We start from the raw sequence: 23,805 nt of genomic DNA on the forward strand, positions 1-23,805 counted from the left end.
CCACCCACTGCCATGACCGTGAAAATGCCCACCGCCCCGCGCCAGACCAAGCCCGAGCTGGAGCACGACTATGTGCGCTCGCCCGCGCTGGGCTACGAGCCGCCCGAGACGGCGGGGTTCATCCGCTGTCTGTCGCATGGCTTTCCCACGCCGCTGGCGCGCTGGCACTACCACGACGAGTACGAGCTGCACCTGATCACCGCCACCTCGGGCAAGGTGTTTGTGGGCGACTGGATCGGGCAGTTCCAGCCCGGCCAGCTGGTGCTGACCGGCCCGCGCCTGCCGCACAACTGGATCAGCATGGACCTGCCCGAAGGCGGTGTGCCGCTGCGCGACCTGGTGATCCAGTTCTCGCACGCGCCGCTGATCGCCAGCAGCGAAAGCATTCCTGAGCTGCGCGAGATGTTGCCCCTGCTGGAGCGCGCACGCCATGGCATCGAGTTCTTCGGCATGGAGGCGCAGGCGCAAGAGCACTGGCACCGCATCAAGGCGCGCCAGGGCCTCGCACGGTTTGGCGCGTTCTGCGAGTTCTTGAGCGACCTGGCGCGCTGCACCGACTTTCGCCTGCTGTCGAGCACGCAGCTGCAAAGCGAGGACGACGACACGCAGCTCGACCAGATCAACGCCATCGTGAGCCGCATCACCGACCACCTGGCCGAGCCGCTGTCGGCCGCCGACCTGGCGCAGGAACTGGGCATGACGGAGAGCCGCTTCTCCCGCTTCTTCCGCCGGGCCACGGGCAACACCTTCACCGACTTTGTGAACCTAGTGCGCGTGAACCGCGCGTGCCAGCTGCTGATGGAGACCGAGCGCTACATCACGCACATCGCGTACGACGTGGGGTTCAACAACATGGCCAACTTCAACCGCCGCTTTCTGGACATCAAGGGCATGACGCCCAGCGAGTACCGCAAACAGGGTGCGGGAAGGTTTGGCAAGACCTCCTGAGCCCAGCAGGGATGGCCTCTGTGAAGAGGTGTCCCTGGTTGTGGACTCCCGGCCTGCAGCCCGTCAGACGCACTGCCCAGGGCTTTGTCTTTCACTGTGAATCACTGACATCGGTCCATCCTTCATGTACCTCGGAATCGATTTGGGCACCTCGGGTGTCAAGCTCCTGCTGCTGGACGACGCGCACGCCGTGGTCGCCACGGCCGATGCGACCGTGCCCCAGCACCGCCCCCAGCCCACCTGGAGCGAACAGCACCCGTCCGACTGGTGGGCGGCGGTGGAAGCCGCCGTGGCGCAGCTGCGTGCCCAGGTGCCCGTTGCGTGGGCGCAGGTGCGGGGCATCGGCCTCTCGGGCCACATGCATGGCGCCGTGGTGCTGGGCGCGCAGGGCCAGGTGCTGCGCCCAGCCATCCTGTGGAACGATGGCCGCGCCAGCGCCGAATGTGCGCAGCTGGAAGGCTCCGTGCCCACCTCACGCCAGATCACCGGCAACCTCGCCATGCCCGGCTTCACTGCGCCCAAGTTGCTGTGGCTTCGAACGCACGAGCCCGCCGTGTTTGACCAGATCCGCACTGTGCTGCTACCCAAGGACTGGCTGCGCCTGCAGCTCGCCGGTGATGCCGTGAGTGACATGTCTGACGCATCGGGCACGCTGTGGCTGGACGTGCAGGCTCGCGCCTGGAGCCCGGCCATGCTGCAGGCCTGCGGGCTGGATACATCGCACATGCCCGCGCTGGCCGAGGGCAGTGCTCCCACGGGCACGCTGCGCAGCGATGTGGCAGGCCGCTGGGGGCTTGGTGGCAATATCGTCGTGGCTGCTGGCGCGGGCGACAACGCCGCCAGTGCCGTGGGCGTGGGTGCCCGCACCGCCGGGCAGGGCTTTGTATCGCTGGGCACCTCGGGTGTGGTCTTTCGCGTGACGGATGCCTTTGCGCCCGCCACCGAGCGTGCCGTGCACGCCTTTGCCCATGCGCTGCCGCAGCGCTGGCACCACATGTCGGTCATGCTCAGCGCAGCCAGTGCGTTTGGCTGGGTCACGCGGCTCACGGGGCGCAGCGGCGAGGCGCAACTGTCGGACGCTGTGGGCGCCCTCAGCACCGCCCGCCAGGCGCAGGCACCGCTGTTTTTGCCCTACCTGAGCGGCGAGCGCACCCCGCACAACAACGCGGCTGCTACCGGTGTCTTCATGGGCCTGCGCGCTGAGCACGAAGCTACCGACCTGGCCTATGCGGTGATGGAGGGCGTGGGCTTTGGCCTGCTGGATGGCCTCAATGCCATGCGCGCTGCTGGGGCCGGGCAGGGCGGTGCTGCCACTCGGGATGACGCAGCCCTGGCCCTGGTCGGTGGCGGTGCCCGCAGCAACACCTGGGCGCAGCTGCTGGCCAGCGCGCTGGGCACGCCACTGCAACGCCCACAGGGCGCACATGCTGCAGCCGCATTAGGCGCTGCACGTCTGGCGGCCATGGCCTGCGGTGGTGATGAAGCCCACTGGTGCCAAACCTTGCCCGCTGACGCCACCTTCGTGCCACAGCCTGCGCAACAGGCCCTGCTGGCCGAACGCTATGCCCGCTTTATCGCGCTGTACCCCGCGCTGCAATCGCAGTTCTGATCCGCTGCCCAACAAGCCACCATGACTTCTGCACCCAACACCTCTACCGCTACGACGTCCATCCAAGCCGCCATTGCCGGCGAGGCCCTCATAGACCTCATCCGCCGCTCCGATGGCAGCTACCTGCCATGCCTGGGCGGCGCGCTCTACAACCTGTGCCGCGCGCTGGCCCGGCAAGGGGTTGGCACGCAGTACCTCAACCCCCTGTCGCGCGACCGCTTTGGCCGCGAGCTGGCAGCGCAGCTGGTGGCCGACGGCGTGGTGCTGGCCCAGCCCGAGCCTGTGCAGCAAGTCACGTCCCTGGCCGTGGTCAACCTCGATGCGCAAGGCCACCCCGATTACGCCTTCTACCGCGAAGGCGTCGCAGACCGTGCCGTGACTGCCGAAGGCTTGGGGAACAGCTGCGCCGCCTTGCCCGCGCTGCAGCTGGTCTGCACCGGCGCCCTGGCACTCGACGCGCGCGACACGGCCATCTACCTGCCGTGGCTGGCCGCCCAGCGCGCCGCAGGCCGCTGCGTGGTGGTCGATGCCAACCTGCGCCCCTCCGTCATGCCCGACCTGCCGGCCTACCGCACCACGGTGCACGCCGCGCTGGCCCACGCCCACATCATCAAGGCCAGCGACGAAGACCTGGAGCATCTGGCCGTGCCGGGTGGGGATGCCTTGGCCCGCGCACAGCACCTGCTCGCCGCGAACCCACAGGCCCACATGCTGGCGTTGACGCTGGGCGCGGACGGCGCCTGGCTGCTGCACCGCAACGGCGCGCGGTGTTTTGCCAAAGAGGCCCATCCGCTGCAGGTGGTGGACACCGTGGGCGCAGGCGACAGCTTTCTGGCCGGGCTGCTGGCGCATTTGCTGCGGCAGTCGCAGACCGCCGGGGTTGCGAGTTTTGCGCAGTTTGTGGACGGGCTGACGGCCGACGCCTGCCAGCTGGCGCTGCGCCATGCGCTGGCCAGCGCCAGCCTGTGCGTGATGGAGCAGGGCTGCGTGCCGCCGGGCTGGGCGGCTGCACGCGCATGGAGCGAGCAGCATCCCGCCGCCCAAGACCCGCACTGACATGGGGCTTGTGTTCGCCCCCCTGGGAGCGGCATGTCTATGATCAAACATCGTCAATTCGCCGGGGATGCCCATGACTGATCTTGTGGTTGCGGTGTTGTGGTCGGCAGTGGATGTGCTGCTGATAGCCACCGGCGCACTGCTGGTGCGTGCGCTCAGCCTGGGGCGCTGGCGCACGGAAGATGCGCGCAACAGGGAAGCCCGCATGTTTGCTCCCGCCGGGGCATTGTCGTTTCGGCGCGATGGTCAACGCGTGGTGACTGCGACCGGGGTGTACATCGCGGGATCCGCGTTTTATGCCGTGCTGGCGGTGTTGCTGGTTGGTCTGTCGCGGGCCGCATCGGCATGACGCCCGCCGACGCTGCCGCCGAAACCCTTTGCATCATGCCTGTGGGGGCAGATGCGGCAGAAGCCGCCTGCACGGTCACCCGCCAGTCCATCACCCAGTGCTGCGTGCTCGACCATGCCAACGACGCCGCCATCCTGACAGCCTGGCTGGCCAACAAGACACCCGAGAACCTGGCCGTGTGGATGGCTGCGCCGGGTGCTGCGGCATGGGGCGCATACCGGGGCGACACGATGGTGGGCTTTGCGCTGCGGGCGCAGGCCACGCTGGCGCTGTGCTACGTGGTGCCGGAGGCATTGCATCGGGGGGTAGGGCGTGCGTTGCTGCAGCACGTTGAGGCCTACGCCCGCGATGTGGGGCTCGCCACGCTGGACCTGGAGAGCACGCGCACGGCAGAGCCCTTTTACCGTCGCCATGGCTACGTGCCGCATGGCGTGGCGCAAACGTGGGCCGGGCTACAGGCGCAGCCCATGCGCAAGGTGTTGTGACGTCACCTTGTTTGCGGTGGCGTCAACCCTCGGGTCACGGGCGAGTTAGCGATTTTTATAACAAAAATAGGCTCTCTTCCATTTCGGGTGGAAAGCCACATTCCCCACCAGAGCCATGGTCAGGCCCTTGCTTTTTGCAAAGGACAGCCCGGCAGGTGAGTGAGCTTTCCCGCGATCAGGAACGCCATGGCGATGAAGTGATCGGTGGTGCCATAACCACGCGCCTTGGCCTTGGCTGCTTGCAGCAGTGAGTTCACCGCCTCCACATAGCCGGTGTGCAGGTGAGAGGCATCAAACGCCTGGAGTATTCCCGCCCAGTGCTGCTGGATGGTCTTGGCCAGATCAGTGAAGGGCCGCAAGCGGCTGCGCTGTGCCCATCGCAGCCACTTTTTGATTGCCAGCTCGCTTTGTGCAGCCTGAGTCTGAGCGAGCGCACTGCGGTAGATGTCCCGCAGCGCCTCCTTCATCCGCCACGCCCTGGCGGTCTTCAATCGGGTGCGGGGCAGCCAATCCATCTTTGCCTGCTCTTTGTCCGTCCACTTGGCTTTGTCCTTGAGCCAGCACCAACGCGTCTTCTTGAGCCAGCGCTCGCCCCGGGCCTCATCCCGCCGCACTGCGTCCACGGCCCGGTTGGCCAGTTGCACCACATGGAATCCATCAAAGGCAATGGCCGCTTGGGGCAAGTGCTGGCCAGCTCCTGCGATGAAGGCCTTGGACATGTCCATGCACACCACTTGGATGGCTTCGGCCTTGCCTTGGTGGCTCTTGAAGTCCTCGGTAAATCTCTGAACCGTGCTGGCATCCTTGCCGGATGTGGCGTAGATCAGTCGCGCTCGCTCTAGATCGTGCACCAGGGTGATATAGCTATGGCCTTTGGCGCAACTGGTCTCATCGATACCAATGACCGCCACACCCGCGTAGCTCTCCTTGGCGCGCGCCAAGCCAACATGGGCATCGATCTGGCGCCACAAGGCGTTGTCCGCGCAGCGCAGGATGCGCGCACACGCGGCCACCGGCATCTCACGGGCCAGCGTCAGAGCCAGCGCCTCGAACATGAGCGTGAAGCGGCTGCCCTCTCGCGCCCAGGGAACACTCAGCTGGCTCGTAGAGCCGCAGGCGCTGCACGACACCCGAGGCAGAGCGCAGTGCACGTAGGCTTCAAACTGAAAGAAATCCAGATGCCGCCAGCTACGCTGGCGGTGGTCATGCAGTCTCTGGTCAGCTGCGGCGCAAACGGGACAGGCTGCACTGCCGGATTGCCAGACCACGTACAGGTCGATGCGGCTGCGCTCGACGTCCAGTGCAACACGCTCCACAGCCCAGGGCGCGGCCAGCCCCAACGCTTGGCAGAACAACGCTTCTTGCATCGGGAGGGCTCCTGTTCAGGGGGTGTCAATGGATTTATTTGAACTGTAGTGTTCCACCCGAAACGGAAGAGAGCCCAAAAAGAGCTTCTAGCGCTCAATCTGTATGCGCTAGTAGCTCTCAATTTAATAGCAATTGGTGCCCTCACCCCTGACGCAGCTCACACGTCGGTACGCACCCGGTGGCCCTGGTTGTCGTTCATTTCCAGAATCCACCACTGGGCCCCCGTGTTCCTGTCGATGAAGCGCATGTGCGAGGCGATATTGGCCAGCATTTGGCTCTCGAGGTGGAGCAGGCGCTGCACGTAGTCCACCAGGTCGTCAGCCGCGTGGGTGAACTCAAAGCCATCGTGGTCAAACTCGAACACCTGGCCGGCGCACTCGCCATCGGTCGCCATCAGGATGTAGTTGCCTGAATGCGGCGTTTCGCCAATCACCAGGCAGTGTGGGATCCAGTCGGGCAGGATCTCTTCGCGTTCTTCGTCACTCAGGTGCTCCGTCCAGCCCTCAAACGCCTCCTGCAATGTGGGCCATTCAGCGGGCGGGGCGATGTAGCGGGCGGCATCGCCGGTGTTGGCGTCGTGGTACAGCAAAACGCCGCCCATCGTGGCGTAGAACGCTGGCAACTGGCCCACGTCGGGCAGTGGCGCATCCAGCGCTGCAGGCGGCTGGATGTGGTGCTGGAAGTTCACCGTTTTGGTGTCTTGCGGCTTGTTGATGCGCTCGCAGAGGAAGGTGCCGGTGTGTTCGGCAATGGCGCGGTGCAGGTCGGGCAGGGTCATCGCAGGTCCTTGGGGCAGCGGTCAGAGTTCTTGGGCGTACACGATGAAGCCGTGGTGCTTGGCCAGCTTGTCGTACAGCTGGCGCCCGGCGGTGTTGCTCTCATGGGTTTGCCAGTACACGCGCGACGACTTTGCGGCGCGCGCTGAGTCGTACACCGCTTCGATCAGCGCCCGCCCTACACCCCGGCCGCGCGCGGCCTCGCGGGTGAACAGGTCGCTCAGGTAGCACACGGGTTCGATGCGCGTCATGCTGCGGTGGGATACATAGTGCGTGAGGCCCAGCAGCTCGCCGCTGGCATCGTTTTGTGCCACCAGGCAGAACATGGGCTCTGCCGCGTCATGAAAGCGCTGCCAGGTGGTTTGCGTGATGTGCTCTGGCAGCGCGGTGGCACCAAAGCGGCCGTAGAACGCGTTGTAGCGGTCCCAGAGTGGGCGCCAGGCGGCGTAGTCTTCGGGTTGAACCGGGCGCACGGTGATGGCTGCGGTCATGAAGCAGCTTTCTGTGGGTTTACTGCAGCACGCGCTTGGGGTTCATGATGCCCTGCGGGTCGAGCGCCTGCTTGATGGCGCGCATCATGGAGAGCGCCACGGGCGATTGGTACTTGGCGAGCTTGTCGGCCTTGAGTTCGCCGATGCCATGCTCGGCCGAGAATGAGCCGCCAAACTGGGCCACGGCCTCGTACACGAGGTGGTTCACATGCGCCTCGTACTCGCGCAGGAAGGCCTTGGGGTCGCCTTCTGCCGGTGCCTGCACGTTGTAGTGCAGGTTGCCATCGCCCAGGTGGCCGAAGTTGACCAGGCGCACACCCGGGATCTCGCGCTGCAGCACCGCATCGGTGTGCGCCACAAAGGCGGGGATGCGCGAGATCTGCACCGAGATGTCGTGCTTGATGTTCAGGCCCTCTTCGGCCTGGGCGAGGGGAATGCTCTCGCGGATGTGCCAGAGCTGGTGCGCCTGGGTAAGGTTCTCGGCCACCACGGCGTCGGTCACGCAGCCCATTTCAAACGCGGTTTCCAGCAGCGACTCGAATCGAGCGCGGGCGTGCTCTTCGGATTCGCTGTCGGAGTTTTCGAGCAGCACACACCACGGCGCGTTGTCGTCGCCCAGAAACGGCACGCGCAGCTGTGGCATGTGTTTGCCCACCAGGCTCAGCGCAAACTGGCCCATCACCTCAAAGCCCGTGAGGCCCGCGCCCAGCTGCTTGTGTGCCAGACCCAGCAAAGCCACAGCGTGTTCCATCGAAGGCACAGCCGCCCACGCGGTGAGGTTGGCGGCGGGCTGGGGGTAGAGCTTCATCGTCGCGGCGGTGATGATGCCCAGCGTGCCTTCGCTGCCGATGAACAGGTCGCGCAGGTCGTAGCCCGTGTTGTCCTTGCGCAGGCCTTTGAGGCCGTCCCACACCTCGCCCTGGGGCGTGACCACTTCGAGGCCCAGGCACAGGTCGCGCGCGTTGCCGTAGCGCACTACCTGCGTGCCGCCCGCGTTGGTGCCCAGGTTGCCGCCGATGGTGCAGCTGCCTTCGGCTGCGAGGCTCAGGGGGAAGAGCACGCCAGCCTTCTCGGCCTCGTCCTGCAGGTTCTGCAGGATGCAGCCCGCTTCCACGGTCATGGTCAGGTTGTCGGTGTCCACGCTGCGCACCGCGTTCATGCGCGTGAGGCTCAGCACGATCTGCGTGCCGCTGTCATCGGGCGTCGAGCCCACAGCCAGGCCGGTGTTGCCGCCCTGGGGCACGATGGCGGTGCCCGCTGCCGCGCAGGCCTTGACCACGGCGGCCACTTCTTGCGTGTTGGCGGGGCGCACCACGGCCAGGGCTTTGCCGCGCACGCGGCGGCGCCAGTCCTGTTCCCAGGCGGTCAGGTCGCCTTCGTGGAGCACATGGGCGGGGCCGACGATGGCGCGCAGGGTGTCGAGCAAGGTGGTCATGGTGAAAACGGTGTGTTCAGTGCGTTGATCGGGTGGCGGGGGCGCTACTGGCTTCAGGGGGCGGGAGTCTCCGCGTTGGCTGCTGCCTTGGCGTTGCGCTGGCGCACGCGCACATGCAGTGTGCAGGCGGTGAACAGCATGAGGCACAAGGCCACTTCGCCCCAGGCCAGCCACTGCGATGGCGGCTTGTCGCCCCAGCCACGCACCACGCCTTCGGTGAAATACAGCCAGATCACCAGGCTGACCCATCGGTAGGTGTACATGCGGTTCTTCAGGATGCCCGCCAGCGGGATGCACAGCGGCAGCGCCTTGATGGCCAGCCACGAGCCGCCAGGCCGGACCGGTGCCAGCACCAGTTCCCAGGCCAGGCACAGAACAATCAGGGCGAGCAGGCTGCTGGTGGCCACCCAGCGGGTGGCGGCCACCCCATGGTCGGACAGTGCGGAGTGGGCGGTGGGTGATGAAGGGGTGGCGGGGGATGCAGTCATTGGGGTGGCATCATATCGGCCATGCCTTTCTCCTTACAGACAGCAGCGTCCCGCATTGAGGCGTTGATGAACGAGCTGTCGAACTTCCCGTGGAAGACCACGGCCCAGACGCTGCGTGAGCGCTTCCGCGAGGACCACCTGGGCCTCACGGCCAGCAGTCTCACCTTCACCACCATTCTGGCGCTGGTACCGTTTTTCACCGTGGCGCTGGCGGTGTTCACCGCGTTCCCCATCTTCGGCAAGCTGCAGGACGCGCTGCAGGGCTGGCTGGTCAGCAGCCTGGTGCCCGACAGCATCTCGCGCCAAGTGCTGGGCTACCTTACGCAATTTGCTGCCAAGGCGAGCAGTCTGGGGGTGGCGGGGTTCAGCATCCTGCTGGCCACGGCGCTGGCGCTGATCCTGACCATCGACCGCACGCTCAACGACATCTGGCGCGTGCAGCGCCTGCGGCCGCTGGGCCAGCGGGTGCTGATCTACTGGGCGGCCATCACGCTGGGGCCGTTGCTGATGGGCGCAAGCCTGGCGCTCACCTCGTATGTGATGTCGGCCTCCGGCGGGCTGGTCAAGCGCCTGCCGGATGGCGTGCAGTTGCTGTTCGATTCGATCCAGTTTGTGGTGCTGGCGGGCGGCATGGCGTCGCTGTATCACTATGTGCCCAACACGTCGGTGAAATGGCGGCACGCCTGGACGGGCGGCTTTTTTGTCGCGGTGTGCATCGAGCTGGCCAAGAAGGTGCTGGCGGTGTACCTGGGCAAGGTGCCCACCTACTCGGTGGTGTACGGCGCGTTTGCCACGCTGCCCATCTTGCTGGTGTGGATCTATGTGGCCTGGGTCATTGTGCTGCTGGGGGCCGTGGTCACTGCCTACCTGCCCAGCCTGCTGGCGGGCGTGGCGCGGCGTGGCACCGTGGCGGGCTGGACGTTCCAGCTAGCGGTGGAGGTGCTGCAGGCGCTGCACCGCGCGCGCCAGCAGCCTGCCAAAGGCCTCCGCCCCAGCCAGCTGGCCCAGCTGTTGCGCGTGGATGGATTGCAGCTGCAGCCGGTGCTGGAAGCCTTGACCGCGCTGGACTGGGTGGGGCAGGTGAGCGATGCCGCCGTGAGTGCGGCCGACGTTCCCGAGTCCCGGTACGTGCTGCTGGCCGACCCGGACACCACCTTGCTGGTGCCCCTGGTGCAGCGCCTGCTGCTGCAGCGGGTGGACAGCCTGGGGCCGCTGTGGACCAACGCTAAGCTGGAAACCTTGCGCATGGCCGATGTGCTGCAGGCGCGCTGACCGGGGTCGATGGTCGCCTTCAAGCAGCAATCTTATGCTATACAAATAATAGCTACTCAGGCATGCTGCACTAGTGCTTCATGCCTCTGAGGCTTTAAATCAACTCACAGGGGCACTTTGCCCGTCCAGATGTCCTTGTACATCACCCAGTCGCCCATGAAGCTGTACAGCGGGCGCTTGAAGCTGGCGGGCCTGTTTTTCTCAAAGCCGAAGTGCCCCACCCAGGCAAAGCCGTAGCCGCAGAGCAGGCCGTACAGCAGGTACTGGGGCTTGCCCGTGGCCACCAGCATGGCCAGGCAGACCAGCGTGAGTGTGGAGCCCACAAAATGCAGGCGGCGGCACGTGCGGTTGCTGTGTTCGCTGAGGTAGAACGGGTAGAAGTCCGCAAAGCTTTTGAAGACCCGAGGGTCGGTGGCGGGCGCGGGTTGCGAGGCGGCAGTCTGGGTGGTCATGGCGTTGTCTCCGGGCGGCGTTGGGGCTCTGCCCGCGTTATACGCTGCAGCGCCAGCGCGCACCAGCGGGGCAGTGCGGGTGTGCTGTCGCCAACGGGTCTGCCGCTTTGAACCCGTTCTGAAAGCCCCCGGCGTGCCTGCCAGCGCGCCGGGGTTTGGGGGCTCATCGGGCCAGGAAGTCCCGGATGGCGGCCAGTGTCTCTTCGGGCGCCTCGGTCATCTGGTTGTGGCCCACGGGCAGGTGGGCGATCTGCACCTGTTTGCCAGCGGCCTGCGCGGCCTTGACGAGGCCCTGAGCCGCCTTGGGCGCCGTCATCTGGTCCTGGCTGCCCAGCGCAAACAGCACGGGGCAGGTCAGTTGCGCCATGGCTGCCTCGCCGCCCGCATAGCTGTCGCAGGCCACAAAACCCCGGTGGAACACATTGACTGCTGTGTTGCTGCGCAGCACCTTGCGCCCCAGCGCCATGCCCGCGCCAAACACCCAGGTGCCCGGGCCCAGGGCCGACGGTGGCGCGGACAGGGTGCTGCGCGAGAACACATTGACCATGCGCATCGCCTTCTCCGGGTCGGTCTGCGAGGCCTCGATGAGTGCGGGCGACACCTTCATCGGAAACGCCGTGCCCACCAGCACCAGATGGCTGATGCGGTCCTTGAGCCGCGCAGCGGCTTCCATGGCAATGAGCGAACCCCAGCTGTGGCCCACCAGCGCCGCGCGCTGCACGCCCGCGGCATCGAGCAGCGCGCCGATGAAGTCCGCGCCTTGCTCCACTGTGGCAGGGGCATCGCCGCCGCTGCGGCAGTGGCCGGGCAGGTCGATGGCCAGCACGTTCCAGCCGTGGTTGGCCATGTAGCGGCTTTGCAGGGCCCACACGCTGTGGTCGTTCAGCACGCCGTGGATGAATACCACCGTGGGCTTGGCGGCGTCGAATGCCTTGCCGCCGGTGTAGCAGTAGATGGCGGCGCCGTTGACTTGGATGTGCATGGTCAGGCCCCCGCCTTTTCTGCGGCTTTGAGCGCGCGTTTCAGGTCGTCAATGAGGTCGTCGGCATCTTCGAGGCCGATGGACAGGCGGATCGTGCCTTGGCTGATGCCTGCGCCCGCCAGCGCCTCGTCGCTCATTCGGAAGTGCGTGGTGCTGGCTGGGTGGATCACCAGGCTGCGGCAATCGCCCACGTTGGCCAGGTGGCTGAAGACCTTGAGGGTTTCGATGAACTTCTTGCCCTGCTCGCGGTTGCCCTTGAGGTCAAAGCTGAACACCGAGCCCGCACCGCGTGGCAGCAGCTTTTGCGCCAAGGCATGGCTGGGGTGCGAGTCGAGCAAGGGGTGGCCCACGCGCGATACAAAGGGCTGCGCGGCCAGAAACTCCACCACCTTCTCGGTGTTGCGCATGTGCTGCGCCATGCGCAGCGGCAGGGTCTCGATGCCTTGCAGGATGAGCCAGGCCGTGTGCGGGCTCATGCAGGCGCCAAAGTCGCGCAGGCCCTCGCGCCGCGCGCGCAGCAGAAAGGCACCCACGGTGCTTTCTTCGGTGAACACCATCTTGTGGAAGCCGTCGTAGGGCTGGGTCAGCTCAGCAAACTTGCCGGCAGACTTCGGGCCGTCCCAGTCAAAGCTGCCGCCATCCACCACGATGCCGCCCACGACGGTACCGTGGCCCGAGAGGAACTTGGTGGCCGAGTGGTAGACCAGATCGGCGCCGTGTTCAAACGGCTTGATGAGCCAGGGCGAGGTGAGGGTGGAGTCCACCAGCAGCGGTACGCCCGCATCGTGCGCGATGGAAGACACCGTCGGGATGTCCAGCACATCCAGGCCGGGGTTGCCCACGGTCTCGCCAAAGAACAGCTTGGTGTTGGGGCGCACCGCAGCGCGCCAGCCGTCGATGTCGCCGGGCTTGACGAAGGTGGTCTCAATGCCGAAGCGCGACAGCGTGTAGTGCAGCAGATTCTGCGATCCGCCATACAGCGCCGTGCTCGCCACGATGTGGCTGCCCGCGCCCATCAGCGTGGCAATCGCCAGGTGCAGTGCGGCCTGGCCGCTGGCGGTGGCAATGGCGCCCACGCCACCTTCCAGGGCAGCCACGCGCTGCTCCAGCACCGCGTTGGTCGGGTTGCTGATGCGGCTGTACACATGGCCGCCGCGCTCCAGGTTGAAGAGGGACGCTGCGTGGTCGCTCGACTCGAAGACGAACGAGGTGGTCAGGTGGATGGGCACGGCGCGCGCGCCGGTGGCGGGGTCGGGGCTGGCGCCTGCGTGCAGCGCCAGCGTGTCAAAGCCGGGGTCGGAGTAACCGGGCATCTGTGTGTCTCCCATGTTGTCAATGCAGGCGGGCATTGTGGGCTATATTTGCTGACAAACAGCCTGCAGCACCTGGGCAGCCCCAGCCGGTGTGCTGGTTGCTGCGGGCCCACACCTACTCTTTCCGATTCTTCCCGATCCCCCGGAGACTCCGCACCATGAAAGTCAGCGACATCCTTCGCGTCAAAGGCAACACCCTGTACACCGCATCGCCGGACGAGCCGCTGGCGGGTGCCGTGAGCCTGATGGCCGAGCGCGACATCGGCTCGCTGGTGGTGATGGAGCATGGTGACTTGGTGGGCATGCTCACCTTCCGCGAAGTGATCCAGGCGCTGGTCAAGAACGGCGGCAGCGTGGGCACGATGCTGGTGCGCACGGCCATGGACGATGCGCCCCTGACCTGCACGCTCGAAACCGACATGGACGAAGTGCGCCGCATGATGCTGGACCGCCACGCGCGCTACATGCCCGTGATGGACCGCCGCATGTTGATGGGCGTGATCAGCTTCTATGACGTGGCCAAGGCCGTGGTGGACAGCCAGAACTTTGAGAACAAGATGCTCAAGGCCTACATCCGCGACTGGCCGGAAGAAGAACCCCGCACCTGAGTTTCTGAGGTCATGGCCAGGGCCTGATGCTCAAGGCCCAGGCCCTGACGGGGCACCACCGATGTGCTCCGAGCCACATCAGCGATAGGGGCGCGGCGCCTGTGCGCAGAGCCAGGCTTCGATCTCATCGGGTGGTAGCGGTTTGCCAAACAGGTAACCCTGCATCACCGGGCAGCCGTGCGCCTGCAGCCACTGCTGCTGGCCGGTGGTCTCCACCCCTTCGGCCACCACCACCATGCCCAGGCTGTGGGCGATGCTCAGTACCGACACCGTGAGGGCGCGCGCGGTGGCGCTGGTGGTGAGGTCCTGAACGAAAGCCATGTCGAGCTTGAGTTCGCTGATGGGCAGGCGGTGCAGGTAGCTCAGGCTGGAGTAGCCGGTGCCAAAGTCATCGAGCGACAGCTTGAAGCCCTGGTGGTGCAGGGCCTCGATGTTCTGCAGCGTGACGGGCCGCGCATCCATCATCACGCTCTCCGTGATCTCCAGCAGCACATCGCTGGCGCGCAGGCCGTGGCGTTGCAGTGCGCCGCTGATCTCCTGCGCAAACTCCGGCCGGTGAAAGCTGCGGCCCGAGAGGTTGACGGCGACACAAGGCACATCGTGGCCCGCAGCGCGCCAGGCCGCCAGCTGGCGGCAGGCTTCGTCCAGCAGCCACAGGGTCAGCTCATGGATCAGCCCGGCGTCCTCCGCCACAGGGATGAACTGCGACGGCGGCACCATGCCCCACTGCGGGTGGTTCCAGCGCGCCAACGCCTCCACCCCGTGCAACGTGCCGGGAGAACTGCTGAGCACCTGCGGCTGGTAGTGCAGCATGAGGCTGCGGTCTGACAGCGCCTGTTGCAGCGCGCGCTCCAGCGAGGCGCGCTCCTGGGCTCGGCGGTTCATCTCGGCGCTGAACAACTGCAGGCTGTGGCGGTGGTCGCTTTTGGCCTGGTGCATGGCCTGGTCGGCATGGCGCAGCAGGGTGTCGATGGTGTCCCCATCGTTCGGAAACATCGCAATGCCGATGCTTGCGTGCGGCACATGGGTCTGCCCAAAAATGTCCAGCGGCTGGGCGATGTCGTGCAGCACGCGGTGGGCACTTTGCACGGCCTGTTCGGTGGTGCATTCGGAGAGCAGCAGCACGAATTCGTCGCCTGACAGGCGGGCGATCAGGTCGCGGGCGCGCAGGCCTTGCGTGAGGCGCTGGGCCACCTCGCTCAGCAGCGCATCGCCAGCGGCATGCCCCTGGGTGTCGTTGACCTGTTTGAACCGGTCGAGGTCCAGGAACAGCAGGGCACCTGTGTGGTTGCCCCGGCGCAGGTCACCCAACGCGCGCTCTGCGCTGGTGCGAAACAGGGCGCGGTTGGGCAAGCCCGTGAGTACATCAAAAAACGCCAGCTGGTGGATGCGCTGGTGCGTGCTGTCGCGCTCAATGGCCAATGCGCACAGGTGCAGGCACACATCGACCAGGCGCTGGTGCAACGCGTCGGGCGCGCGTGGCTCGCGGAAGTAGAACGCAAAGGTGCCAATCGGCTGGCCCCGGTGGTCGCGGATCGGGCTGGACCAGCAGGCGCGCATTCCGCTCGGGGCAAACAGTTCCCGGTAGTCGTCCCAGAGCGGGTCCGTCGCCATGTCGGTGACCACTACGGGCTCGTTGCGGAAAGCTGCGGTGCCACATGACCCTGCGGTAGGGCCAATGGCCAGTCCGTCCAGCGCACGGCTGATGCTGGCGGGCAGGCTGGGGGCTGCCAGTGGGTGCAGTCGGCCCTGGGCATCCACCGCCAGGATGGTGGCGGTGACCTCGGGCGCAATGCGCTCCACCTCGCGGCAGACCAGGGCCATCAGCTCGTGCAGGGGCAACTCGTTGACCATGCCCTCCAGCACATGCGTCTGCAGCACCTCGTGCATTTTGGTGAGCGTGATGTCGGTCAGGATCGAGATGCTGCCCCCCGGTCCGCCCGAGCTTTCGTCGGACGCATTGATGACCAGTGACACCCAGCGGGGTTGCCCCGCCTTGCTGTACAGCAGGGTGTCTCCATGAAAACTGCCCTGTACCAGCACATTGCCCCGGATGCTCTCGAGCAGGTCCGGATCGGAGTGGGGGCCCAGCAAGACCTCACTCAGCAGCTTGCCCAGCACCTCAGCGGGCTGGTAGCCAAACAGGCGTGTAAACCCTTCGTTGACATACACCACGCGCTTGGAACTGTTGGTCATCACCACGGCGTTGTCGCTGGCATCCAGCGCCCGGCGAAGGGGCGCGTCTGCCAGGGTGGCAGTCAAAAGGGTGCGGGACGGAGATGTTGGACCCGGAGAGGGGGGCGCGAGGGCGGGCATGTAGATCCCAGAAATCGATGGTTACATGCTAACAAGCGCTCAGGGGCCTGCCAAGCGAGATATGTCCTGCCCGTGCCTCGGCGCCACGCACCCGATATTCGGCCCGTGGGGACCCTGGCGCGGCGGAATATGGCTGAGGTGCGTGGTGGTGCGCCGCAGCAAACCGGTGTTGCTGCTCGGGGCTCCCCGGGAGCTCTGGGATAATCCCGCCCCATGAGCGGCAACACCATCGGTACCCTATTCGCAGTCACCAACTTTGGTGAATCCCACGGCCCGGCCATTGGCTGCGTGATTGACGGCTGCCCGCCCGGCATGCCCCTCACCGAGGCTGACATCCAGACCGACCTGGACCGGCGTCGCCCTGGCACCAGCCGCCACGTCACGCAGCGCAACGAGCCCGATGCGGTGGAAATCCTCTCCGGCGTGTACGAGGGCAAGACCACCGGCACTCCCATTGCCCTGCTGATCCGCAACACCGATCAGCGCAGCAAGGACTACAGCAACATCGCCGAGAGCTTCCGCCCGGGCCATGCCGACTACACCTACTGGCACAAGTACGGCATCCGCGACCCGCGCGGCGGCGGCCGGTCTTCCGCCCGCCTGACGGCGCCCACGGTGGCCGCAGGCGCAGTGGCCAAGAAGTGGCTGGCGCAGCAATATGGCGCCGAGTTCCGCGCCTGCATGACGCAGCTGGGCGAGCTGCCCATCCCGTTCGAGAGCTGGGACCATGTGCGCAGCAACCCCTTCTTCGCCCCCGTGGCCGACGTGCAGCAGTACGAGGATTACATGGACGCCCTGCGCAAGGCCGGTGACTCGTGCGGCGCGCGTATCCGGGTGCAGGCCACGGGCGTGCCGGTGGGCCTGGGCGAGCCGCTGTATGACAAGCTCGACGCCGACATTGCCCACGCGATGATGGGCCTGAATGCCGTGAAGGGCGTGGAGATTGGTGCTGGCTTTGCCAGCGTGGCCCACCGGGGCACCATGCATGGCGACTCCATGACGCCACAGGGCTTCCGCACCAACAACGCCGGCGGCGTGCTGGGCGGTATCAGCACCGGGCAGGATCTGGAGGTGAGCATCGCCATCAAGCCCACCAGTTCCATCATCAGCCCGCGCGAGTCCATCGACATCCATGGCAAGAGCACCGAAGTGATCACCAAGGGCCGCCACGACCCCTGTGTGGGCATCCGGGCCGCGCCGATTGCCGAAGCGCTTCTGGCGCTGGTGGTGATGGAGCACGCGCTGCGCCACCGCGCCCAGTGTGGCGACGTGGTGCCCCCTGTGCCGCCGATCCAGGCCTCGTTTCTGTAACACCAACTCCCACCGTCCCAGGGGCGGTGCCTCTGTATGAGCAAGCGCTTGTTCCGGGCCTTCCGTTGCCGGGCGTTGGCCGCCTTGGTTGTACCGCTGTGGCTGGCTGGCTGTGGTGGCATGACACCCATTTCGCCCACCGCCCCTGCGGCGGGCAGCGCGCCGGCCCACATCGACATCACCCTCATCGGCTTCAACGACCTCCACGGCAACCTGGAGCCGCCCCACATGGCGCACCGGGTGGAAGGGCCCACAGGCCCAGTGCTGGCGCCTGCCGGGGGCATGGCCTACTTTGCCAGCGCCATGGCCGCCCTCAAGGCCCAGTCGCCGCACCATGCGGTCGTGTCTGCGGGTGACATGGTGGGCGCCTCGCCGCTGGTGTCGTCGTTGTTCCTGGACGAGCCCACCATCGAGGCGGTCAACCGCATGCAGATCGACTTCAATGCGGTCGGCAACCACGAGTTTGACCGGGGCTGGCGCGAGCTGCTGCGGCTGCAGAACGGCGGCTGCGAAAAATTCACCTCGCGCGAGCCCTGTCGCATCAGCAAACCGTTCGAGGGCGCAAAGTTTGGCCTGCTGGCCGCCAACACGCTGCGCGAGGACGGGCGCACCCTCCTGCCCGCCACGGGGCTCAAGCGGTTCACAGAAGGCGGTGTCACCGTCACCATGGGGTTTATTGGCCTCACGCTGCAGGCCACACCCACCATGGTCAGCCCGTCGGGCGTGGCCGGGCTGCGTTTTGAGGACGAAGCGGCCACGGCCAATGCGCTGATTCCGCAGCTCAAGGCCCAGGGCGCCGATGTGATCGTGGTGGCCATCCATGAAGGTGGCGGCACCACAGCGGGCGTGCAGGAGACCAGCTGCGCAGGCCTGTCGGGCGACATCGTGCCCATCCTGGAGCGCCTGGACCCGGCCGTAGATGTGGTGGTCTCCGGCCACACGCACCAGGCCTATGTGTGCGACTACAGCCGCGTGAACCCGGCCAAACCCTTCTTGCTGACCAGCGCAGGCCAGTACGGCACGCTGCTCACCGACATTCAGCTGCGCGTGGACACGCAGACCCGCCGCGTGGTCCGTAAAACGGCGCGCAATGTGGTGGTGCAAGGCGAGGCCTTCACGGGCGCCCAGGGGCCTGTGCCGCTGACCACTGCCGTGCCGACGTTTCCTGCGGACCCTGGCGTGCAGAAGATCATCGATACCTACCGCGCCGCCGCCATTCCGCTGGCCCAGCGCCCGGTGGGCCAGGCCCAGGGGGCCATGCGCCGCCAGCCCAATGCGGCTTTGGAGAGCGTGTTGGGCAATCTGGTGGCAGACGCCCAGCTGCTGGCCACGCGGGCGCCCGAAGACGGCGGCGCGCAGCTGTCGTTCATGAACCCCGGCGGCCTGCGTGCGGACCTGGTGCCAGATGAACAAGGGCTGGTGCGTTACGGCCAGCTGTATGCGGTGCAGCCCTTCGGCAACCAGCTGGTGATCAAGACCTTCACGGGCGCGCAGATCCGCGCCGTGTTGGAGCAGCAGTTCGCCAGCGGCGGCAACACGGTGCAGCGGCCCCGGGTGCTGTCGGTGTCCAGCGGTTTCAGCTACCGCTACGACCTGAGCCAGCCCGCCGGGGCGCGCATCAGCCACATGGTGCTGAACGGTGCGCCAGTTAGCGATACGCAATCGGTCCGTGTGGTGATGAGCAGCTTTCTGGACAGCGGCGGCGACAACTTCACGGTGCTGACGCAAGGCCAGGACCGGCGCGTGGGCGAGCTGGACCTGGATGCGCTGGAGGCGTACTTCCGTCTGCAGAGCCCGGTGGCACCGCCCGCCACCAACCGCATCACCCGCGTTGCGCCTTCTGCGCGCTGAGGCGTGCCCACCGGGCACCCTTGCTCGGAGGGGCCTAGTGTGGTGTTGCACGCTATCTGGCACTTAAAAACCGCGTCTTTTCGGCCAGGGCTGTGTTGCAAATCCTCGCGATACCTCCGGGTATCGCTGCGATTTGCGCCTTGCCCTGACCAAAAATCCATCGGTTTTCAATGTGCCATCCAGCGCGCAACACCACACTAGTCGGCTGTGCGGCGCAGCGCGCCCAGCCATTGCAGCGGGTTGAAGCCGGTGACCAGCCCGGTCGCCACCAGCACCAGCGCGCCGCCCCAGAGCATGCCCGGCCCCAGGGCCTCACCCAGAAAGATATGGCCCCAGGCCACACCAAACAGCGGGATCATGAAAGCGGAGCTCATGGCGGCCACGGGCGAGACATGCTTCAGCACCCGCAGGTTGAGCCAGTACGCCAAGCCCGAGGTCACGATGCCCATCACGGCCACGGCGGCCAGCGCCTCTGGGGTGAAGCGCGCGGTGGGCATGGTCCACGCCGCCCCAGGCAGCAGCAGTACCAGGGCCGCTGCGTGGATGCCTGCTGCGATGGACAACGGCGACATGCGTTTCGTCGCACGCTTCATCCAGGTGAGAGACAGGCCGTAGCACGCTGCAGCGGTCACGCATGCGCCTGCCGCAAGCAGTACGGCTGAGTTGGGCTCGACGGGACCCAACTGCACGATTAGCGCCACCCCGGCAAAGCCGCAGAGGCAGCCGGCCCATTTGCGTGCGCTCAGTGTGTCTTCCTTCATCCACGCGGCAGCGATCACGCCAAACGGCACGGCCATGGTGTTGAGCAGCGAGCTGTAGCCCGCTGGCAGGTGCAGGGCCGCCCAGGCGTACAGCAGAAAAGGCGCTGCCACCGTCAGCGTGCCCAGCCCCAGCAGCTCTCGCCAGTGGCGCCAGGGCCAGGGCTCACCCGCCCAGCGCATGATGCCCATCAGCGTGAGCGTGGCCAGGCCAATGCGCAGCGCGGCCATCACATTGGGGCCCAGCACCGGACTGGCGACGCGAATGAAAAGAAAGGAAGCGCCCCAAAGGGCAGACAGCAGCACCAGCTGCAGGAAATGGCGGGTTTTCACCGCGCGCATTGTCAGGCACCTTCGTGGTGCGTGCTGGCGTGTGGTAGAGCCGTTTTGATGCAAAAACCGCCTGAAGCGCTAGTGCATCATGTCGTGATAGCTATGAAATTAATAGCTTTCACAAAGTAGCTTGTGCGACATGCTCCAGGGCCAGTGCCGAAGCCGGGGATTTGCAAAATGTGTCGGTAGCTACAGCGCCTGCATCGGGCAGACCCAGTAGCCGCGTGGGGCTCAGGACGGGAAACGGCAGGCGTTACCGTAAGGGCTGGCCCAACGTGCGCGCGCTACTTGCGCACTTCATCGACCATGGCGCGGAAGTCGTCGATGTCTTCAAAGCTGCGGTACACGCTGGCAAAGCGGATGTAGGCCACCTTGTCGAGCTTCTTGAGTTCGCGCATCACCAGCTCGCCAATGCGGCTGGAGATCACCTCGCGCTGCCCCAGGTTGAGCAGTTTCTCTTCGATACGCTCAATGGCGCTGTCGATCTGGTCGGTGCTCACGGGCCGCTTGCGCAATGCCAGGTTGAACGAGCCCAGCAACTTGCTGCGGTCGTATTCAATGCGCCGGCCGTCCTTCTTCACGATGGCCGGGAAGTTCACTTCCGGCCGCTCGTACGTAGTGAAGCGCTTGTCGCACGCGCCGCACTGGCGGCGGCGGCGGATGAAGACCCCATCCTCAGACACCCGCGTTTCAACGACTTGCGTTTCGAGGTGGCTGCAGAAGGGGCACTTCATGGGCGCAGAGAACCGGCTTGCTTAGCGGTAGACCGGGAAACGTGCGGTCAGGGCGTTGACCTTGGCGCGCACGGCGGCGATGTTGGCTTCGTCGCGAGGGTTGTCCAGCACATCGGCGATCAGGTTGGCCGTGATGCGGGCTTCTTCTTCCTTGAAGCCGCGCGTGGTCATGGCGGGGGTGCCAATGCGCACGCCGCTGGTCACCATCGGCTTTTCAGGGTCGTTGGGGATGGCGTTCTTGTTGATGGTCATGTGGGCGGCGCCCAGCACGGCCTCGGCTTCCTTGCCGGTGATGCCCTTGGCGCGCAGGTCCACCAGCATCACGTGGCTTTGGGTGCCGCCGGACACGATGCGCAGGCCGCGTGCGGTCAGCGTCTCGGCCACGACCTTGGCGTTCTTGGCCACTTGTTCCTGGTAGGCCTTGAACTCGGGCTGCATCGCTTCCTTGAAGGCCACGGCCTTGGCTGCGATCACGTGCATCAGCGGGCCGCCTTGCAGGCCGGGGAAGATGGCGCTGTTGATGGCTTTCTCGTGTTCGGCCTTCATCAGGATGATGCCGCCACGGGGGCCGCGCAGGCTCTTGTGGGTGGTCGATGTCACCACGTCAGCGTGGGGCACGGGGTTGGGGTACACGCCCGCAGCGATCAGGCCGGCGTAGTGGGCCATGTCCACCATGAAGATCGCGCCAATTTCCTTGGCGACCTTGGCAAAGCGGGCGAAATCGATGTGCAGGCTGTAGGCAGAGGCACCGGCCACGATCAGCTTTGGCTTGTGTTCGCGGGCCTTGGCTTCCATCGCGTCGTAGTCGATGGCTTCGTTCTTGTCCAGGCCGTAGCTGACCACGTTGAACCACTTGCCCGACATGTTCAGCGGCATGCCGTGGGTCAGGTGACCGCCTTCGGCCAGGCTCATGCCCATAATGGTGTCGCCGGGCTTGAGGAAGGCCAGGAACACGGCCTCATTGGCAGATGCGCCGCAGTGGGGCTGCACGTTGGCGGCGTCGGCGCCGAAGATCTTCTTCACGCGGTCGATGGCCAGCTGCTCGGCCACGTCCACATGCTCGCAGCCACCGTAGTAGCGCTTGCCGGGGTAGCCTTCGGCGTATTTGTTGGTGAGCTGGGTGCCTTGCGCCCACATCACGGCGGGGGAGGCGTAGTTCTCGCTGGCGATCAGCTCGATGTGGTGTTCTTGGCGGGCGTTTTCGGCCTGGATGGCGGCAAACAGCTCGGGGTCGGTTTGTTCGACAAGAATTTTGCGGTCGTACATGATTGGCAGTCCTATGAACTTGTGTCCCTTGAAACAAGGGCTGCCCAGGCGAACGGCTGAACGCACGGGGCAGGGCCCCTGCGGCACGCTTCCCAGTGGTTCACAAGAAGTAGGTTCTTGCTGGTTTCCACGTCAGCGGCTACATCCAGTGGCTGAATGCAGCGCCTATCGCCAGTCGCGTACCTCTTTAGTGTAGCCGACACGGCACTGCTACACCGCCGAAACCGCCGGGGGCCAAGGTTGTTACCCGGGCGCCGGGAGCCTGCCTGTTACAGGCCCGGTGTCAGCAAAGCCACCTTGTCGCTGACCGCAGCCGGTGCTGGGGTGCGAGGTGCCGCTGCAGGGATGCTCTGCACAGGAGCCTGGGTAGACAGGGAGGGAGGGGGATTGAAGGGCACTGCGCGACCACCGGCCACCTGGCGCAGGCGGAAATGTTCCGCCATCACCTTGGCGGCGTAGCCACCATCGTCGGCCATGTTGCCCGCGCCCACATAAAAGCGCAGGCCACCTTCCAGCGATCCTGCGCGGGCGATGCACTCTTGCAGCACCTTCACGCCAACCCGCAGGTTGCTCACCGGGTCAAAGGCGGCAAAGTGGCCGCCAAAGTTCTGGTACTTGTCGGTGTGCACGCGGGTCATCACCTGCATCAGCCCTTGGGCGCCCACAGCGCTTTCGGCAAACGGGTTGAAGCTGGACTCGATGGCCATGATGGCCAGGATCAGCGTGGGGTCGATCTTGGCGCGGGTGCCAATCTCGTAGGCCTCGGCCACCAGGGCGCTGAGGGGCTCTGGCGCCACACGGTACTTCTTGCTGAGCCAGAAGGCCACGGCAGCCTGCTCTTTGGGCAGGTCTTTGGGGTTCACTGCCGTAGCGCGCTCGCTGGCTTCGGGTTCGATGGGCATGCCCAACATTTCTACCTGGCGGGCTTGCAGCCAGTTCATCAGTTGCTCTTCACCTGCCTGGCGCAGATCGGGCCGTGCTGTGAGTGCAATGACGACAAAGGCAACGGCCAGGCCTATGAGGGCAAAGCTGTTGTGGGTGATTTCAAGAAAACCTTCGGTCACATCGGCCGCGAAAGTTCGCACGCCGGAGAGTATTTTTCCTGACGCTGTCATAGCTCTTCCTTTCTGAGGCGGGCCAGCGGAGCGGAGCCGTCGCGGTGGACGGTGCTTTGCTGGCAGATCGCCTGGATTGGTACGCCATCAAATCCGGGCTGCACGTCTGTGGAGTGCTTGGCGCCCTGGATTGACTTAGCCGGGTTCGGCAGCGATTGGGGTTTGTACTAGCCCCGTTTTTGGGGCTGGCGGATTCTAGAAGCTCACTAAATGCATAGTCAATACTAACAATTCAATATTTAAGACATATAAATTATGAAAAATCTGTAAAAAATCACAGTTTTTCTGAGCCAAGCGCTGTTTTTCGTTGGGAGCGGCCGTGCAGCGGCTGACATCCGCATATCAAATTCAATCGGGCTTTTCGCCGCCATTGAGAATCCGATTTGAGTTGGCGAAGCGAGTTTGATAAGGTGGAGGCGCCTGTAGATTTCAGGCATCGCCAGACGAAGCGAAGTCTCCCTCCGAGGGCATTCAGTGCCAAGGTGCAGC

General features: G+C 65.5%; 22 protein-coding genes and 1 riboswitch. Of the genes, 9 read left to right on the top strand and 13 right to left on the bottom strand.

What is annotated here, in order from left to right:
- Positions 1-12: 12 nt before the first annotated feature.
- From ACOYR4_RS08430 to ACOYR4_RS08450, 5 genes are all read left to right on the top strand, one after another.
- Entirely contained in the window at positions 13-948 is a 936-nt protein-coding gene (locus tag ACOYR4_RS08430) for a helix-turn-helix domain-containing protein (protein ID WP_422849231.1), read from the top strand.
- A 124-nt stretch (positions 949-1,072) separates the two neighbouring features.
- Positions 1,073-2,557, top strand: a complete 1,485-nt coding sequence (xylB, locus tag ACOYR4_RS08435; protein ID WP_422849232.1) for a xylulokinase — start codon at positions 1,073-1,075, stop codon at positions 2,555-2,557.
- Positions 2,558-2,578: 21 nt separating this feature from the next.
- Positions 2,579-3,613, top strand: a complete 1,035-nt coding sequence (locus ACOYR4_RS08440; RefSeq protein WP_422849233.1) for a PfkB family carbohydrate kinase — start codon at positions 2,579-2,581, stop codon at positions 3,611-3,613.
- Positions 3,614-3,686: 73 nt separating this feature from the next.
- Positions 3,687-3,962: a hypothetical protein gene (locus ACOYR4_RS08445; RefSeq protein ID WP_015013526.1), complete on the top strand. Its 276-nt coding sequence runs from the start codon at positions 3,687-3,689 to the stop codon at positions 3,960-3,962.
- Positions 3,959-4,447 (top strand): GNAT family N-acetyltransferase, encoded by a 489-nt coding sequence (locus ACOYR4_RS08450; RefSeq protein WP_422849234.1) that lies wholly within the window; start codon positions 3,959-3,961, stop codon positions 4,445-4,447. Before ACOYR4_RS08445 ends, ACOYR4_RS08450 begins: the two co-directional genes overlap by 4 nt.
- Positions 4,448-4,566: 119 nt before the next feature.
- Here the strand turns inward: ACOYR4_RS08450 and ACOYR4_RS08455 are convergent, their stop codons facing one another.
- The 5 genes from ACOYR4_RS08455 to ACOYR4_RS08475 form a co-directional block, all read right to left on the bottom strand.
- Positions 4,567-5,814: an ISL3 family transposase gene (locus ACOYR4_RS08455; RefSeq protein WP_422847186.1), complete on the bottom strand. Its 1,248-nt coding sequence runs from the start codon at positions 5,812-5,814 to the stop codon at positions 4,567-4,569.
- A gap of 158 nt (positions 5,815-5,972) precedes the next feature.
- Positions 5,973-6,593, bottom strand: coding sequence for an SMI1/KNR4 family protein (locus ACOYR4_RS08460; protein WP_422849235.1), 621 nt, complete (start codon positions 6,591-6,593; stop codon positions 5,973-5,975).
- A gap of 21 nt (positions 6,594-6,614) precedes the next feature.
- Positions 6,615-7,082 (bottom strand): GNAT family N-acetyltransferase, encoded by a 468-nt coding sequence (locus tag ACOYR4_RS08465; protein WP_422849236.1) that lies wholly within the window; start codon positions 7,080-7,082, stop codon positions 6,615-6,617.
- Between the two features lie 19 nt (positions 7,083-7,101).
- Positions 7,102-8,517 (bottom strand): FAD-binding oxidoreductase, encoded by a 1,416-nt coding sequence (locus tag ACOYR4_RS08470; protein ID WP_422849237.1) that lies wholly within the window; start codon positions 8,515-8,517, stop codon positions 7,102-7,104.
- Positions 8,518-8,570: 53 nt separating this feature from the next.
- Entirely contained in the window at positions 8,571-9,005 is a 435-nt protein-coding gene (locus tag ACOYR4_RS08475) for a DUF2069 domain-containing protein (RefSeq protein WP_422849238.1), read from the bottom strand.
- Positions 9,006-9,026: 21 nt separating this feature from the next.
- On the opposite strand from ACOYR4_RS08475, the gene ACOYR4_RS08480 reads away from it, so the two are divergent.
- On the top strand, positions 9,027-10,277 hold the full coding sequence (locus tag ACOYR4_RS08480; RefSeq protein ID WP_422849239.1) for a YihY family inner membrane protein: 1,251 nt from the start codon (positions 9,027-9,029) through the stop codon (positions 10,275-10,277).
- A 104-nt stretch (positions 10,278-10,381) separates the two neighbouring features.
- Here ACOYR4_RS08480 and ACOYR4_RS08485 read toward each other — a convergent pair whose 3' ends face one another.
- The 3 genes from ACOYR4_RS08485 to ACOYR4_RS08495 form a co-directional block, all read right to left on the bottom strand.
- Positions 10,382-10,729, bottom strand: coding sequence for an Mpo1-like protein (locus ACOYR4_RS08485; RefSeq protein WP_422849240.1), 348 nt, complete (start codon positions 10,727-10,729; stop codon positions 10,382-10,384).
- A gap of 163 nt (positions 10,730-10,892) precedes the next feature.
- Positions 10,893-11,711, bottom strand: coding sequence for an alpha/beta fold hydrolase (locus ACOYR4_RS08490; protein WP_008906693.1), 819 nt, complete (start codon positions 11,709-11,711; stop codon positions 10,893-10,895).
- Between the two features lie 2 nt (positions 11,712-11,713).
- Positions 11,714-13,024, bottom strand: coding sequence for an O-acetylhomoserine aminocarboxypropyltransferase (locus ACOYR4_RS08495; protein WP_422849241.1), 1,311 nt, complete (start codon positions 13,022-13,024; stop codon positions 11,714-11,716).
- 158 nt (positions 13,025-13,182) lie between these two features.
- Here ACOYR4_RS08495 and ACOYR4_RS08500 point away from each other — a divergent pair, with 158 nt between their 5' ends.
- The gene (locus ACOYR4_RS08500) at positions 13,183-13,632 is read left to right on the top strand and encodes a CBS domain-containing protein (RefSeq protein WP_015013536.1); all 450 of its coding nucleotides are present in this window, start codon (positions 13,183-13,185) and stop codon (positions 13,630-13,632) included.
- A 78-nt stretch (positions 13,633-13,710) separates the two neighbouring features.
- On the opposite strand, the gene ACOYR4_RS08505 is transcribed toward ACOYR4_RS08500, so the two are convergent.
- Positions 13,711-15,894, bottom strand: coding sequence for a sensor domain-containing protein (locus ACOYR4_RS08505; RefSeq protein ID WP_422849242.1), 2,184 nt, complete (start codon positions 15,892-15,894; stop codon positions 13,711-13,713).
- Between the two features lie 267 nt (positions 15,895-16,161).
- Here ACOYR4_RS08505 and aroC point away from each other — a divergent pair, with 267 nt between their 5' ends.
- Positions 16,162-17,259: a chorismate synthase gene (gene aroC, locus ACOYR4_RS08510; RefSeq protein ID WP_209820360.1), complete on the top strand. Its 1,098-nt coding sequence runs from the start codon at positions 16,162-16,164 to the stop codon at positions 17,257-17,259.
- Between the two features lie 36 nt (positions 17,260-17,295).
- A complete protein-coding gene (locus ACOYR4_RS08515) occupies positions 17,296-19,110 on the top strand; it encodes a bifunctional metallophosphatase/5'-nucleotidase (RefSeq protein ID WP_422849243.1) in 1,815 nt (604 codons plus the stop codon).
- Between the two features lie 197 nt (positions 19,111-19,307).
- Here ACOYR4_RS08515 and ACOYR4_RS08520 read toward each other — a convergent pair whose 3' ends face one another.
- The 4 genes from ACOYR4_RS08520 to ACOYR4_RS08535 all read right to left on the bottom strand — a co-directional run bounded on the left by ACOYR4_RS08520 (position 19,308) and on the right by ACOYR4_RS08535 (position 23,316).
- Positions 19,308-20,210 (bottom strand): DMT family transporter, encoded by a 903-nt coding sequence (locus ACOYR4_RS08520; RefSeq protein WP_422849244.1) that lies wholly within the window; start codon positions 20,208-20,210, stop codon positions 19,308-19,310.
- 275 nt (positions 20,211-20,485) lie between these two features.
- The gene (gene nrdR / locus ACOYR4_RS08525) at positions 20,486-20,935 is read right to left on the bottom strand and encodes a transcriptional regulator NrdR (RefSeq protein WP_015013541.1); all 450 of its coding nucleotides are present in this window, start codon (positions 20,933-20,935) and stop codon (positions 20,486-20,488) included.
- Positions 20,936-20,956: 21 nt separating this feature from the next.
- On the bottom strand, positions 20,957-22,201 hold the full coding sequence (gene glyA / locus ACOYR4_RS08530) for a serine hydroxymethyltransferase (RefSeq protein ID WP_110959082.1): 1,245 nt from the start codon (positions 22,199-22,201) through the stop codon (positions 20,957-20,959).
- Between the two features lie 35 nt (positions 22,202-22,236).
- Positions 22,237-22,390: riboswitch (ZMP/ZTP riboswitch) on the bottom strand.
- 80 nt (positions 22,391-22,470) lie between these two features.
- Positions 22,471-23,316, bottom strand: coding sequence for a transglycosylase SLT domain-containing protein (locus tag ACOYR4_RS08535; protein WP_422849245.1), 846 nt, complete (start codon positions 23,314-23,316; stop codon positions 22,471-22,473).
- Between the last annotated feature and the right edge of the window lie 489 nt (positions 23,317-23,805).

This window comes from Acidovorax sp. M14 (assembly GCF_049331375.1).
Taxonomy (GTDB): Bacteria; Pseudomonadota; Gammaproteobacteria; order Burkholderiales; family Burkholderiaceae_C; genus Acidovorax.